The organism is Candidatus Nitrospira nitrificans (genome assembly GCF_001458775.1).
Taxonomy (GTDB): Bacteria; Nitrospirota; Nitrospiria; order Nitrospirales; family Nitrospiraceae; genus Nitrospira_D; species Nitrospira_D nitrificans.
This window is the reverse complement of sequence record NZ_CZPZ01000005.1, coordinates 38630-52944: the sequence shown is the minus strand read 5'-3', so window position 1 is coordinate 52944 and position 14315 is coordinate 38630. Positions and strand designations below refer to the sequence as shown.

Here is a 14315-nt window from a genome sequence, read left to right as displayed (position 1 = left end):
AGGAGAGAGGAGCGTTGCGTGTCGATTCTGATTAAGGGTGGTCGCGTCATCGACCCAGGTAGGTTTGACGGTATCGCTGATGTCCTGATTGAGAACGATACGATTGCCGCGCTGGGATCGAATCTTTCAGCCCCGGTCGGCGGCCGGACCATTCAAGCCCAGGGAAAGCTGGTGGTGCCGGGATTCGTTGACGTGCACGTCCACTTTCGGGAACCGGGATTCGAGTATAAGGAAACGATTCAGAGCGGCAGCGCCGCGGCGGTTGCCGGTGGATTTACGACGGTCTGTTGCATGCCGAATACGAACCCGGTGAATGACAACCAAGCCGTCACGGAGTTTATCCTGGAGCGAGCCAGGTTGGCCGGCCTCGCCAATGTGTTGCCGATCGGGGCTATTACCAAAGGATCGGAAGGGAAGGAACTCGCGGAGATCGGTGATTTACGACGCTCCGGCTGCGTGGCGATTTCCGACGACGGCAAGCCGGTCATGAACAGCCTGGTGATGCGGCGAGCGATGGAATATGCCTTGGCATTTGATCTGACGGTCGTCGACCATTGCGAGGACCTGCATCTGGCGGAAGGCGGCTGCATGAATGAGGGCTTGATCTCGACCGAACTGGGGTTGCCGGGGATCCCGTCGGCGGCCGAAGATGTGATGGTGGCCCGTAACCTCTCCCTTTCGGAACTGACGGGAGCCCGTCTACATCTCGCCCACATCAGCACCACCGGGTCAGTTCGCATGGTGCGGGAGGCGAAAGCCAGGGGCATCCGCGTGACGGCCGAAGCCTGCCCCCATCACTTTACGCTTACGGAAGACCTGGTGCGCGGCTATAACACCCACGCCAAGATGAATCCCCCGCTGCGTACCTGGGCCGATGTCCAGGCGATCAAGGAGGGCTTGCGGGACGGTACGATCGATGTGATTGCGACCGACCATGCTCCCCATGCGACGCAGGAGAAACAGCAGGATTTCACCGAGGCCCCGTTCGGAATCGTCGGCCTCGAGACGGCACTGCCGCTGACCTTGGGATTGGTCGAGGAAGGGGTCCTGTCGCTGGAGCAAGCGATTCAGAAGTTGACCTCGGCTCCGGCTGCGGCATTCGGACTCAAGAAAGGGACGTTGGCAGTCGGCGCGGATGCCGATGTCGTCCTCATCGATCCGCAAGAACCGTGGGAAGTTGACCCGTCCAAGTTCCAATCCAAGAGCCGTAACACACCGTTTGTGGGATGGAAGGTGAAAGGGCGAGTGAATACCACCATCGTAGGTGGCAGGGTCGTGTTCGAGACCGCCTCGGCGGAGCGGTAGTGCTGTGCGACGGCTGCTCCGTTGGAGGATGGTCGGGTGTCTTACGCTTGAGTGGATCGCGCTGGCTGTCTGGGTCGGAGGCATGGTCGTGCTGAGTGGAGCGGTGATTCCGGCAGTGTTCAATACATTTGGAGGGCAGGATGCCGGAGGAATGCTCTTGACCCGAGCGTTTGAAAGCTACCACCGTTTCGTCATTGGAGCTTGTGTGATCCTCAGCGCCGCCATGTGGTATCGTCGGTGGAGCGGGGATCCCGCGGTGGAGGTCGGTCGGAGTGAAATGATCGTCCTGGCCGTCATGGTGCTCATAGCCGGGCTCATCATCATGGTTTTGCACCCGAATGCCGTGGCGCTCCAGGCTCAGGCGTTTGCGACGAAAGATGAAACGGCCAGGAAAGCGGCGTTGGAGGCATTCTTTCGCGTGTTGTTGCCGACCCGGTCGTTGTACATGGCGAACCTGGTCCTGGGGATCGTGCTTGTCGGAATCAAGGTGACCCATTCACTCGATCAGAAGAAAAGGCAGTCGTGAAAAAGGCATTGCTGGCATTGGCAGACGGAACTGTGTTCGAGGGCCGCGCCCTTGGTTATGAGGGTGAAACGGTTGGAGAAGTTGTCTTTAATACGGCCATGACCGGTTATCAGGAAATTCTGACCGATCCCTCCTATAAGGGGCAGATCATCACGATGACCTGTCCCCAGATCGGGAACTATGGGACGACACCTGAAGATGTGGAATCCGGTCGGTCATGGGCGGAAGGGTTCGTCGTGATGGAAGCCAGCCGTCTCGCCAGTAACTGGCGAAGCCGGCAGACTCTTCAGGAATCACTCGTGGAAGCAAGGGTTGTGGCGATCGAGGGTATCGATACGAGAGCCTTGACCAGGCACTTGCGCGAGCATGGGTCACAACAGGGAACCATCACCCATCTAGATCTCGACCCCGATCGGGCTGTGGGGCAAGCTCGGCAAGCTCCCGCCATCATCGGTCGAGATTTGGCCGCCGAGGTGACTTGCGCACATCCATATGACTGGACAACGGGAACCGGAGATTGGGCGCCGTCGGCAAACGGCAAGGAACGTAGACCGTCCAAGCCTTGGCGGGTCGTGGCCTATGATTTCGGCATCAAGCACAACATTCTGAGACGATTAGTGGATGTCGGTTGCCGGGTTACGGTGGTGCCTGCTGCGACATCAGCTGCTGAAGTCGAGGCGCTCAAGCCCGACGGCATTTTCCTTTCGAATGGACCTGGCGATCCGGAGGGCCTTCCCTATGCCGCACAGGCAATGGAACGACTGATCGGACGCTATCCGATCTTTGGCATCTGTTTAGGCCATCAGATTCTCGGCTTGGCCTTCGGCCTCAAGACCTATAAGCTGAAGTTCGGTCATCATGGAGCGAATCATCCCGTGATGGATCTTCGGACGAGAAAAGTTGAAATGACATCGCAGAACCATAATTTCGCCGTGCAGGGTCCCACGCTTTTTCATGACGTGCCGAAGGTCGCGCCCATGATCGATACGCGCTATGGAAAATTGTCCCTCACCCATGTCAGCTTGAATGACCACTCGATTGAGGGGATGGCTAGTTTGGATCATCCGGTTTTCTCGGTCCAGTACCACCCGGAGGCTGCGCCGGGGCCTCATGATGCCGCCTATTTGTTCGATGAATTCGTGCATCTTATGGAGACTCATCATGCATAATCGTGTTCTCATCGGGGTAATCGGGCTGGCGCTGTCTGGATGCACGTTTAACTTTCCTCTGTTTCCGGGGCCTGGGCCTCTGCAAGAAGCGCAGGTCGACGGGACCGGCAAAGCAAAAGTGCTGCTGATCGAAATTTCCGGGATGATCAGCTCTCAGGAAAAAGAGGGACTTCGGTCCGCGCCCAGTATGATTGCAAGCGTGAAAGAACAGCTGACCCGGGCGGCAAAGGATGAGAACGTCAAAGCGGTCGTGCTTCGCATCAATACACCGGGAGGAACGGTGACGGCGTCGGACATTATTTATCACGAACTGAAAACGTTCAAAGCCAGTCGCAAGGTCCCCATCGTGGCATCCATCATGGACCTGGGCACATCAGGGGGCTACTATATCGCCGCCGCCGCGGACAGGGTGCTGGCGCATCCTTCATCCGTGACCGGCAGTATCGGTGTGATCATGCTCACCATGAACGCGCGAGGGCTGTTGGAGAAAGTGGGCGTGGAGGCGACGGCTGTGACGTCGGGGCCACGTAAAGATATGGGTTCGCCGTTTCGGACCATGACGACCGAAGAACGGGCCATCTTCCAAGGACTGATCGATTCGTTTTATCAGCGGTTTTTGAATATCGTGCAGGAAGGGCGTTCCAATTTGCAGATGGAACAGATCAAACGTTTGGCTGATGGACGAATCTATACGGGAGAACAGGCGAAGGAGGCCGGCTTGGTCGACGAGATCGGCTATCTCGAAGACGCGGTTGAATTAGCCAAGAAAAAAGCCGGCCTGACGGAAGCCCGAGTCGTGACGTACCAACGGCCCGGGGAATATTCGAACAACGTCTATTCCAAGCTGGTGGCGCCGAGCGGGCTCGCCGGTCTTGCCGATCTCGATCTCATGACGGTTGTGCGTGGGGGAACTCCCCAGTTCATGTACATGTGGATGCCGTAGTCGGCGACGGCGCCTATTGCATGACGGGGAGCATCGAGACTGGTAAGATCATGATGATCGGCTTTGATCGTGAGATTCGAGATGACACAGCCGGAAAATCAGAAGATCGACCTGCTCTTCTCAATGCCCGTTCGGCGTCGTGACTTGCTTGTGAGCGGAGCTCGCGGGATGGTGGGATTGACGTATCTTTCGTGTCTTGGAACAGCGGCCGCCGTGATTGCGACTCTGGGGGGATGTGTCCGCGCGCCGGGAACGGCGCGAGATCAATTCATCTACATCTCTGAGGAGAAAGAAATCGCGATGGGTGTCGGTGCCTATCGTGAGTTGCTGCGCAAAGCTCCCGTCAGTGACGATCCCGAGCTAACTGAGATGGTCAACCGAGTCGGTCAGCGGATTGCGGCGGTGGCGAATAAGCCGGAGTACGAGTGGGAGTTCGCCATTATTAGGGACGACCGCATGATCAACGCGTTCGCGCTTCCGGGCGGGAAGGTTGCCGTGTTCACGGGCATTCTCACGCTGACGAAGAACGAAGACGGGTTGGCGACCGTCATTGGCCACGAAGTGGCGCACGCGCTCCAGCGCCATGGGGCGGAGCGTTATAGCCGAAGCATCCTTGAAACAATCGGGCAGGTCGGTGCGTTGGCAGCAGGAGCTGCTGTCGGACGCCCGGATGCGGCGATGGCCGCGATGAGTGCCTATGGGGTCGGCGTCTCGCTGCCCTTCGGAAGAAAGCAGGAATCGGAGGCCGACTATATCGGGCTGAAGTTGATGGCGCAGGCCGGCTACGACCCTCGTGAGGCCGTGCCCTTTTGGGAGCGCATGAGCGGGTGTCCCAGGCAAATGATCGACAAGGTTTGTTTTCGATCGAAACATAACATCCCGGAGTTTTTGTCCACGCACCCTTCCGATCTGGCGCGGATCAACCAGATTGAAACATGGCTGCCGGAGGCCATGAGGTATTATCATGCGGCGCAGGGCGATGCTCCGTCCGTGCCGCCGGTCCCCTATCACCCACGGATCGGTCCCGCGCTTCCGTCCAGCTGATCGATCGTCACGTCACGATGCCAAAACGTACAGACATTCAGTCCATTCTCATGATCGGTTCCGGTCCGATCGTCATCGGCCAGGCCTGTGAATTCGATTATTCCGGCACACAGGCCTGCAAAGCCCTGAAAGCGGAGGGATACAAAGTCATCCTCATCAACAGCAATCCGGCGACGATCATGACGGATCCGGAGATGGCTGATCGGACGTATGTCGAGCCGATTACCCTGGATGTGGTTGAGAAGGTGATCGAGCGAGAGCGCCCGGATGCCTTGCTTCCGACCATGGGCGGACAAACGGCGCTGAACACCACCATGGGATTGGTGAAGCGAGGGGTTCTCGAGAAATACGGGGTCGCTCTCATCGGCGCTTCCGCGGAAGCGATTCACAAAGCGGAGGATCGGGACGCGTTCAAACAGGCGATGCATCGCATCGGCTTGCGGGTGCCGAAGAGCGGCACGGTGCACACGCGACAGGAAGCACTGACCGTTCTCGATACCGTCGGATTCCCCGCGATCATTCGTCCATCGTTTACCATGGGGGGCACCGGCGGGAACATCGCTTACAATCGCGAGGAGTTCGAGCGCTTGATCGAATGGGCATTGGCGATGAGTCCGGTTGGTCAAGTGCTGATCGAAGAATCAGTCATCGGATGGAAAGAATATGAATTGGAGGTCATGCGCGATCTGAAGGACAATGTTGTGATCGTTTGCCCCATCGAAAATTTCGATCCGATGGGCGTGCATACAGGAGACAGTATCACGGTCGCGCCGGCCATGACGTTGAGCGACAAAGAATACCAACGGATGCGGAACGCGGCGCTTCGTATCATCCGAGAGATCGGGGTCGATACGGGAGGGTCAAATATTCAGTTCGGTATCAACCCTGTCGACGGAGAGATGGTCGTCATTGAAATGAATCCTCGCGTCTCTCGAAGCTCCGCGTTGGCGTCCAAGGCCACAGGGTTCCCGATCGCCAAGATCGCGGCCAAGCTGGCCGTCGGATACACGCTGGACGAGATCTCCAATGACATCACCGGTGTGACGAAGGCTTCTTTTGAACCGGCGATCGATTACGTGGTGGTGAAGATCCCGAGATTTGCTTTTCAGAAGTTCAAGGGAGCCGATCCGACCTTGACGACGCAGATGAAGTCGGTCGGAGAGGTGATGGCGATCGGACGCACCTTCAAGGAGTCTCTCCAGAAGGCCATTCGCTCGCTGGAGTTAAACCTCAATGGCTTGGCGTCCCGGTTTGGGCTTGATCGTGGTGTTCCAGCCGAATTTAACCGGCCTGAAGCGATCGAGAAGCTCAACCGGCTGCTGCGGACACCGTTGGCGGAACGATTGTGGTATGTAGCCGACGCCATGCGCCTGGGATTCACGGACGAGGAACTGTTTGTAACGACTCAAATAGATCCCTGGTTTTTAGGACAAGTCAGGCAACTGATGGACGTTGAACGAATGCTTGCCGGTCATGCCGCGAACCCGGCGGCCGTTTTGGCCGGTGGATTGCTCTGGGACGCAAAAGAGCTTGGGTTTTCCGATGATCGGATCGCGCAATTGCTCGGATGCGAGACGATCGCGGTCCAGCAAGCGCGTATGCAACCAGGAGGACGGGGGGTTACCTATAAACGGGTTGATACCTGCGCCGCGGAGTTCGAGGCGCAGACGCCGTATCTCTATTCCACTTACGGCATGGAGTGCGAAGCCAGGCCGTCGGATCGCCAAAAGGTCGTGATTCTTGGCGGAGGCCCGAATCGAATCGGGCAGGGGATTGAGTTCGATTACTGCTGTGTCCATGCGGCCATGGCGCTTCGAGAAGAAGCGATCGACACGATCATGGTGAATTGCAATCCGGAAACCGTGAGCACGGATTACGATACCTCTGATCGGCTGTACTTTGAGCCTCTGACGCACGAAGATGTTCTCAATATCGTGCATCGCGAGCAGCCGCTCGGTGTGGTCTTGCAGTTTGGGGGGCAGACGCCGTTGAAACTCGCCCTTTCGCTCTCGAAAGCCGGTGTGAAGATTCTTGGAACCAGTCCCGATGCGATCGATTTGGCGGAAGACCGGGAGCGGTTCCGGGAACTCCTTGATCGGTTGGGCTTACGGCAGGCGGAAAGCGGCATCGCGCGATCCATCGAGGAAGCGGTGCAGATCGCCGGACGGGTCAGCTATCCGGTCATGGTCCGTCCGTCGTATGTGTTGGGTGGCCGGTCGATGCAGATTGTCTATGATGAAGCGGGCTTGCTGGAGTACATGCACTCCGCGGTCAAGGCATCGCCCGATCATCCGGTCTTGATCGATAAGTATCTCGCCGATGCCATCGAAGTCGATGCCGATGCGATTTCGGACGGCGAAACCGTGGTCGTAGCGGGCGTCATGGAGCATATCGAGGAAGCCGGTGTCCATTCAGGCGATTCCGCCTGCTCGCTTCCCCCCTATACGCTCGACAAGGCCATTGTGCGCGATATCGAGCGGCAAATGCGCATGTTGGCGCTGGAGTTGGGGGTGGTGGGACTCATGAATGCGCAGTTTGCCGTCAAAGGGCAGACGATCTTTGTCCTCGAGGTCAATCCACGCGGATCTCGGACCGTGCCGTTCGTCAGTAAGGCGATCGGCGTCCCGCTCGCAAAGTTGGCCATGAAAGTGATGATGGGGAAAACGCTGAAGGAACTGGGCTTTACGAGCGCTCCGCTCCCTCGGCATTTTTCGGTCAAAGAAGCGGTGTTTCCATTCAATAAATTTCCCGGTGTCGATGTGCTTCTGGGGCCGGAGATGAAATCAACCGGTGAAGTGATGGGCATCGACGGAGATTTCGGATGGGCGTTCGCGAAATCGCAAGCCGGGGCGGGGGCGGTGTTGCCGACGTCCGGAACCGCTTTTATCAGCGTGAAAGCTTCCGACCGTCCCGCTGCGCTGGAAGTGGGCAGGGCGTTGAACAGGTTGGGCATGCGTATCCAGGGAACGAGCGGGACAGCGGGGTATTTGCGCGAACATGGGCTTCCCGTGGAAGTGGTGAACAAGGTGACGGAGGGGAGGCCGCACATCGTCGATCACATCAAGAATGGCTCGATCGCTCTCGTCGTGAATACCGTACGAACGGCCTCGGCCCACCTGGACTCGTCGGCCATCCGGCGGGAAGCGCTTCATCGCAGCATTCCCTATTTCACGACGATGAGGGGAGCCCATGCCGCGGTAATGGGCATCGAAGCGATCGTCAAAAAGGGCTTAGCAATTCGCACCTTGCAGGAGTATCATCGGCCATAAACAGTTCAGGAGCGACCGAAGCATGCCGACACCGATTACGAAGAAAGGCTACGAGGCGTTAAAGGCAGAATTGGATCGTTTGCGCAAGATCGAGCGGCTCAAAGTCATCGAAGCCATCGCGGAAGCGAGAGCCCATGGCGATCTCAGCGAGAATGCCGAGTATGACGCCGCCAAAGAGCGCCAGGGTTTCATCGAATCGCGCATCGCTGAACTCGAAACCAAGCTGGCCGATGCCCGCGTGGTGGAAATCGCAGGGCGCGTCAGCGAGACGGTCGTCTTCGGTGCGACGGTCTTGGTCGTCGAACAGGAGTCTCAAGCCAAGAAACAGTATACGCTGGTGGGACAGGACGAAGCCGATATGAAATTCAACAAGATCTCCGTGCAGTCCCCTGTCGGACGGGCGCTGATCGGCAAGCGTGTCGGAGATTTCGTGGAAGTGAAGACACCCGTCAAGATGGTCGAATACGAGGTCATGGAGATCAAATTCGAGGAACTCTGAGGTGCAGGATGCACGCCCCCTCATCACGCTGCTGACCGATTTCGGCGAGCGGGATTGCTTCGTGGCAAGCATGAAAGGGGTGATTCTGTCGATCAATTCCACCGCTGCCGTCGTCGATCTCTCCCATCAAATCGCCTCCCATCAGATCCAGGAAGCCGGGTACTTTCTCAAGTCCTGCTATCGCTATTTTCCGGCAGGAACCATCCATGTCGCCGTGGTCGATCCCGGAGTCGGAACCGAGCGACGGGCGTTGCTCGTTTCCGCAGCCGGCTCATTTTTTGTCGGACCGGATAATGGGTTATTCAGTGAACTTCTGGAGCAAGAGCAGGGGGCGAAGATCTGGCAGATCGCCAATCAGGAATATCGTCTTGAAACGGCAGGGTCGACTTTCGATGGGCGAGATGTGTTCGCGCCGGCCGCTGCATGGCTGAGCAAGGGCGTGCCGCCGGCATTTTTCGGGCCGGTGGTCCGGGATCCGATTCATCGTTCCGTGGCGACCCCGGTATGGCATGAAGAAGTGCTGATCGGCAGGATCGTCTCCGTCGATCGTTTCGGAAATCTTATCTCCAACATCACCGCGAGGCAGGTGCGGGAATTTCGGGCAATCGGGAGCCAATCGCTCGAGATCCATATCGGAGCCTATGTCATCAATGATTTGGTCGGGAGCTACAGCCAAGGAAATCGGCAAAGCCCGTCCGCGTTGATCAACAGCAGTGAGAATTTGGAAATCTTTTTGCAGGAAGACAGCGCAGCGCGCTGCCTGCAAGTCGGTGTGGGGGAAGAGGTCCGTCTATGCTGAGTCGTCTCAGCCCATCGTTTTGTCGATGTGATCGCACACATAGCCGGCGAAGGGGAGCGAACAGGTAAAGGCCGGAGACACCGCGTTCAGGACATGCATGGAGCGGTGATCGCCTTCCAACACGAAATCCATCTCAAGCTTCTTCTTTTTGATGTCGAGCAACTGGGCTCTGATTCCGGGACGGCCCCATTGTCGGTAGTGCCGCTCGACCACGCCCTCGGCGAGGACCGAGGCAAGCGCCACCATCTTGCTCCGCGAGTATTTGGCGATCTCCTCCACCGCCAAGCGCCGGAAATCAAATCCGGCGCCGGTCAAGAGCCCGAGTCCTCGGCTGGCGACTTCGATCAGCTCGCTGAAGTTGAAGTTGCCGAGCCCAGCATAATTCTCACGCCACAAGGCTGGAATGGCGGTCGGACCGATCTTGGCCTTTCCATCCGCCGTGATCGTAAAGTGAACGCCGAGGAAAGGGTTTCTGAGATCCGGAACAGGGTAAATGTTGGTGCGAATCGAACCAGGCGGCTCATCGGAATACAGGTAGAGACCCTTGAAGGGCAGAATTCGATATGTCTCCGAGAATCCGTAGTCCATCGCGATCTTGTCGGCATAGAGACCGGCGGCGTTCACGACATAGCCGGCCTCGATGCTGTCGCCGTTCGTGTGAATTCTTGTGTCGTCTCGCCGTCGATAGGCGGTGCCGCACCGGATCTGAATCCCCTCGCGGAGCGCATCTTGTTGCATCGCGTTGACGACGTGGAGCGGACTTACGGTCGAGGTGCGCGGTGAAAACAACGCCCGTTGATAGGTCTTGACTCGGGGCTCAATGGACTTGGCGTCTGTTTCCGTAATGGCCTGAAGTTCGATCCTATTGGCTTGACCGCGACGGAGCAATTCGTCCAGCGAGAGGAGGTCCGTCGCATCTTTCGCCACGACGAGTTTGCCGCATTTATTGAGGGGGATTCGTTTCTCCTCGCAGTACGCGGCCAGGCGTTCGTTCCCCAGACGGGTAAACTTCGCTTTCAGGCTGTCGGGTGAATAGTAGAATCCCGCGTGGAGCACTCCGCTGTTGCGCCCGCTCGCATGGGCTCCGCAGGAAGGCTCCTTTTCGATCAACAGCACGCGGGCGTCTGTCCGGCGTTTGCGGAGTTCGCGCGCGATGCTGAGGCCGATGACTCCGCCTCCGATGACGAGAAAATCACAGGTTTGCATATCGTGTCGTGGCTCTCCCGGCGCCGGCGTGAAGCATCTCAGTGATACTCAATCGATGGGCAGCGTCTCGATGGATTCCTTGATGATGTTCACCATTGTGCTCAATTCCTCGGCGGTTGTCGAGAGGGGCGGCATGAGCACAATCACGTTGCCGATGGGCCTTAAGATCAGCCCCTTCGATCGAGCCATGGCTGCCACGCGGTGACCAGCTTTGACGCTGAGCGGGTAAGGCTCTTTGGTTGTCTTGTCTCGGACCAACTCGATTCCAACCATCAACCCGCGTTGTCGCACGTCGCCGACATGGGGAGTATCAGTCATCGACTTCAGCCATTGGGTCAACCTCTTGATCTTTGAGGACAGTCGGGACAGTGTTTTCTCCCGGCGGAAAACTTGGAGATTGGCCAGGGCCACGGCGCAGCCCATGGGGTTTCCGGTAAAACTGTGCCCATGAAAGAAGGTCTTGAACTCGGCGTAGGCGCCCAAAAATCCTCGATAGATCTCATCGGTCGCGAGGGTCGCCGCGAGCGGCATATACCCGCCTGTGAGACCCTTGCTGATGGCCATCAGATCCGGCGTTATCTTTTCATGCTCGCACGCGAACATCTTGCCGGTTCGCCCGAAACCCGTCGCGACTTCATCGGTGATCAAGAGAACCTTGTATTTCGTGCAAAGTTCGCGGATACGCGTCAGGTAACCGGTCGGCTGAGGAATCATGCCGGCGGCCGCCTGCATCACCGGTTCGATAATGAATCCGGCGAGATCCCGATGGCGGCTCTTGAAGATCCGTTCGATCGGCTCGATGCATGCCAGGCGACACGAGGGGTGAGTCAGGTTCAAGGGACAGCGATAGCAGTGGGGCGGTTCAGCCTCCAAGGTCGGAAACAGCAACGGCTTGAATTTCGAGTGGAACAGCTCGATGTTGCCGACGCTCACGGCGCCCAGTGTGTCTCCATGATAGGCCAGTTTGAGATGGAGAAAGGTGTTCTTTCGACCGGCTTCAGGACGACGCTGCTGCCAGTATTGGACGGCCATTTTGAGCGCGATCTCCACGGCGGTAGAACCGTTGTCCGAATAGAAGACGCGCGTGAGCCCCTTCGGCGCGATCCGGATCAAGTCGCGGGCCAGCTCAATAGCCGGTGGATTGGAGAGACCAAGGAAGGTGGAGTGGGCGATGTTGTCGAGTTGTCGCTTTAAGGCGCGGTTGAGGATAGGGTGGCGATGTCCGTGGAGATTCACCCAGATGGACGATGTGCCATCGAGATAGCGTGTTCCTTCCGTATCGATGAGGTAGGAACCTTTCCCGCGCTCGATAATCAGCGGATCTTCCTGTACCCACTCCTGCATCTGGGTAAACGGATGCCAGAGGTAGCGATGGTCCCAGTCCCTGAGTTGCTTGGTAGAAGGTTGTCGGGCCATATCCCTGGGCCATGAAGTCAATGGTCAATGGTCGATGCTTGATGATGCATGTCGGTAAAAATTTCTAGCCTATCGGCTGATGACCAGCGACTCATGACCGCTTGCGCGAGGCGCGTGATTATAGGTGGAGGCGATCTCTTTGACAACCCAGGGAGCAGTTACTATAATGAACCGATTTTTACCAATGAGCTAGGATTTGCAAAGCCTTATACGCAATTTTTCCATAATTGCTCACATCGATCACGGCAAATCAACCCTCGCTGACCGGTTCCTGGAAGCTACTGGCGCAGTCACTGCACGAGAGGCGAAAGACCAGATCCTTGATGCCATGGACCTCGAACGGGAACGTGGCATTACGATCAAGGCCCATGCAGTGGCCATCCGGTACAAGGCTCAGGACGGGAAGACGTATGCCTTGCATTTGATCGATACGCCGGGACACGTCGATTTCACCTATGAAGTGTCGAGGAGTCTGGCGGCCTGCGAAGGGGCACTCTTGCTGGTCGATGCCACGCAAGGGGTGCAAGCGCAGACGATCGCCAATGTAAATTTGGCGATGGCCAACAACCTCACCATTATCCCGGTCATCAATAAGATCGATCTGGCGAGTTCGGATATCGAGGGAACGAAATATTCGATTTCGGAGGTGCTGCAGCTTGATGCCGCCGATGCCCTGCCGATCAGCGCGAAAGAAGGCAAAGGCGTTCCCGAAGTATTGGAGGCGATCATCGCGCGGATTCCTCCTCCGTCCGGCGATCCGCAAGCCCCGTTCAAGGCGCTCATTTTCGACTCGTGGTTCGACAATTACCAAGGTGTCATCGTGCTGGCGAGACTGGTGGATGGGTCCATCCGACCAGGGATGAAGATCAAAGTCATGTCGAATAATCGGACGTTTGAAGTCATGGAAGTGGGCCAATTCACCCCGAAACGGACAAAAAAGACCGAGCTGTTGACGGGCGAGGTCGGCTATCTCTGCGCCAACATGAGAGAGGTGGCCGACGTCAAAATCGGCGATACCCTCACGGATGCGGCCCTCCCCACGAGCGCGCCTTTCCCCGGCTATAAAGAGGTGAAGCCGCTGGTTTTCTGCGGGCTCTATCCCACCGACACCGGTCGATATGAAGATTTACGCGATGCATTGATCAAATTGCGATTGAACGACTCTTCGTTCGTCTACGAGCCGGAGACGTCGCTCGCGTTGGGATTCGGCTTTCGCTGCGGGTTTTTGGGCCTCCTGCATATGGAAATCATTCAGGAACGGCTCGAGCGTGAATACAATCTGACGCTCCTTACGACCGCTCCGACCGTCGTCTATCGTGTCCTCACCACCAAGGGCGAGGTACTGGAGGTCAATAATCCGTCGCAGCTCCCGCCTCCCAGCAGCATCGATTCATTCGAAGAGCCGTTTATTTTGGCCTCGATCATCACGCCCGAACGGTATATGGGGGCCATCCTCCAGCTCTGTCAGGAACGCCGAGGCATCCAGAAAGGCCTGCATTTTCTCGACCCGACCAGGGTCGTGATCAGTTACGAACTGCCTCTCAACGAGGTCATCCTCGATTTTTACGATAAGCTCAAGTCGCGCACACAGGGGTATGCGTCGCTCGACTATGAGGTGCTCGGCTACCGCAACTCCGATCTTGTCAGGCTGGATATTCTCTTGAACGGGGAAGCGGTCGATGCCTTGTCGTTTATCACGCATAAAGATCGTTCCGTTCAGCGGGGACGGCAGCTTGCCGAGAAAATGAAGGAGCTGATCCCACGGCAGATGTACGAGATTGCCATTCAGGCGGCGATCGGCAGTAAGATCGTTGCCCGCGAGACTATCGGCGCGATGAAGAAGAACGTGCTCGCGAAATGCTATGGCGGCGACATCACGCGGAAGCGGAAGTTGCTGGAAAAACAGAAGGAAGGGAAGAAGCGCATGAAAGCGGTCGGCAGCGTCGAGGTCCCGCAGGAAGCGTTCTTGGCGATCTTGAAGGTTGGAGACGAATGAGCCTCGATCAGAATCCGAGAAATGTGGATAAGTTGTCGGGCGCGTCGCGTGGGGGAGGGGACTCGCTCACGGGGGCCAAGCTCACGGACAGCACGGACCGATCGGGACGGAAGTCTCTCGTCCGGGAATATGCGGAAGCGATC

Annotated in this window: 11 protein-coding genes; 9 read left to right on the top strand and 2 right to left on the bottom strand. The window is 57.4% G+C overall.

Annotation, left to right across the window (positions count from 1 at the left end; all coding sequences use genetic code 11):
- The first annotated feature begins 18 nt into the window (after positions 1-18).
- The 8 genes from COMA2_RS04505 (at position 19) to COMA2_RS04470 (ending at position 9554) form a co-directional block, all read left to right on the top strand.
- Positions 19-1305 carry a dihydroorotase gene (locus tag COMA2_RS04505; RefSeq protein WP_090895058.1) on the top strand — a complete coding sequence of 429 codons (1287 nt, stop codon included), beginning with the start codon at positions 19-21 and terminating at the stop codon, positions 1303-1305.
- A 4-nt stretch (positions 1306-1309) separates the two neighbouring features.
- Positions 1310-1831: a DUF4149 domain-containing protein gene (locus COMA2_RS04500; protein ID WP_139077070.1), complete on the top strand. Its 522-nt coding sequence runs from the start codon at positions 1310-1312 to the stop codon at positions 1829-1831.
- A complete protein-coding gene (carA, locus tag COMA2_RS04495) occupies positions 1828-3000 on the top strand; it encodes a glutamine-hydrolyzing carbamoyl-phosphate synthase small subunit (protein WP_090895054.1) in 1173 nt (390 codons plus the stop codon). The genes COMA2_RS04500 and carA overlap by 4 nt, the downstream gene beginning before the upstream one ends.
- On the top strand, positions 2993-3943 hold the full coding sequence (gene sppA / locus COMA2_RS04490; RefSeq protein ID WP_090895053.1) for a signal peptide peptidase SppA: 951 nt from the start codon (positions 2993-2995) through the stop codon (positions 3941-3943). Before carA ends, sppA begins: the two co-directional genes overlap by 8 nt.
- Positions 3944-4024: 81 nt before the next feature.
- On the top strand, positions 4025-4987 hold the full coding sequence (locus tag COMA2_RS04485) for a M48 family metallopeptidase (RefSeq protein WP_217490621.1): 963 nt from the start codon (positions 4025-4027) through the stop codon (positions 4985-4987).
- Positions 4988-5004: 17 nt separating this feature from the next.
- Positions 5005-8256 (top strand): carbamoyl-phosphate synthase large subunit, encoded by a 3252-nt coding sequence (gene carB, locus COMA2_RS04480; RefSeq protein ID WP_090895051.1) that lies wholly within the window; start codon positions 5005-5007, stop codon positions 8254-8256.
- Positions 8257-8278: 22 nt separating this feature from the next.
- Positions 8279-8755 (top strand): transcription elongation factor GreA, encoded by a 477-nt coding sequence (greA, locus tag COMA2_RS04475; RefSeq protein ID WP_090895049.1) that lies wholly within the window; start codon positions 8279-8281, stop codon positions 8753-8755.
- Between the two features lies 1 nt (position 8756).
- Complete coding sequence (locus COMA2_RS04470; protein ID WP_090895047.1) at positions 8757-9554, top strand: SAM hydrolase/SAM-dependent halogenase family protein; 798 nt, start codon at positions 8757-8759, stop codon at positions 9552-9554.
- Positions 9555-9560: 6 nt separating this feature from the next.
- Here the strand turns inward: COMA2_RS04470 and lhgO are convergent, their stop codons facing one another.
- Positions 9561-10760: an L-2-hydroxyglutarate oxidase gene (lhgO, locus tag COMA2_RS04465; RefSeq protein WP_090895045.1), complete on the bottom strand. Its 1200-nt coding sequence runs from the start codon at positions 10758-10760 to the stop codon at positions 9561-9563.
- A gap of 48 nt (positions 10761-10808) precedes the next feature.
- Entirely contained in the window at positions 10809-12176 is a 1368-nt protein-coding gene (gene bioA / locus COMA2_RS04460; protein WP_090895043.1) for an adenosylmethionine--8-amino-7-oxononanoate transaminase, read from the bottom strand.
- Between the two features lie 196 nt (positions 12177-12372).
- On the opposite strand from bioA, the gene lepA reads away from it, so the two are divergent.
- Positions 12373-14172, top strand: coding sequence for a translation elongation factor 4 (gene lepA / locus COMA2_RS04455; protein ID WP_090895042.1), 1800 nt, complete (start codon positions 12373-12375; stop codon positions 14170-14172).
- Positions 14173-14315: the final 143 nt, after the last annotated feature.

Bases quoted from the DNA above. Each gene is read 5' to 3' on its own strand.
- sppA (WP_090895053.1), top strand. From the start codon at position 2,993: ATGCATAATCGTGTTCTCATCGGGGTAATCGGGCTGGCGCTGTCTGGA.
- COMA2_RS04485 (WP_217490621.1), top strand. From the start codon at position 4,025: ATGACACAGCCGGAAAATCAGAAGATCGACCTGCTCTTCTCAATGCCC.
- carB (WP_090895051.1), top strand. From the start codon at position 5,005: ATGCCAAAACGTACAGACATTCAGTCCATTCTCATGATCGGTTCCGGT.
- greA (WP_090895049.1), top strand. From the start codon at position 8,279: ATGCCGACACCGATTACGAAGAAAGGCTACGAGGCGTTAAAGGCAGAA.
- lhgO (WP_090895045.1), bottom strand. From the start codon at position 10,760: ATGCAAACCTGTGATTTTCTCGTCATCGGAGGCGGAGTCATCGGCCTC.
- bioA (WP_090895043.1), bottom strand. From the start codon at position 12,176: ATGGCCCGACAACCTTCTACCAAGCAACTCAGGGACTGGGACCATCGC.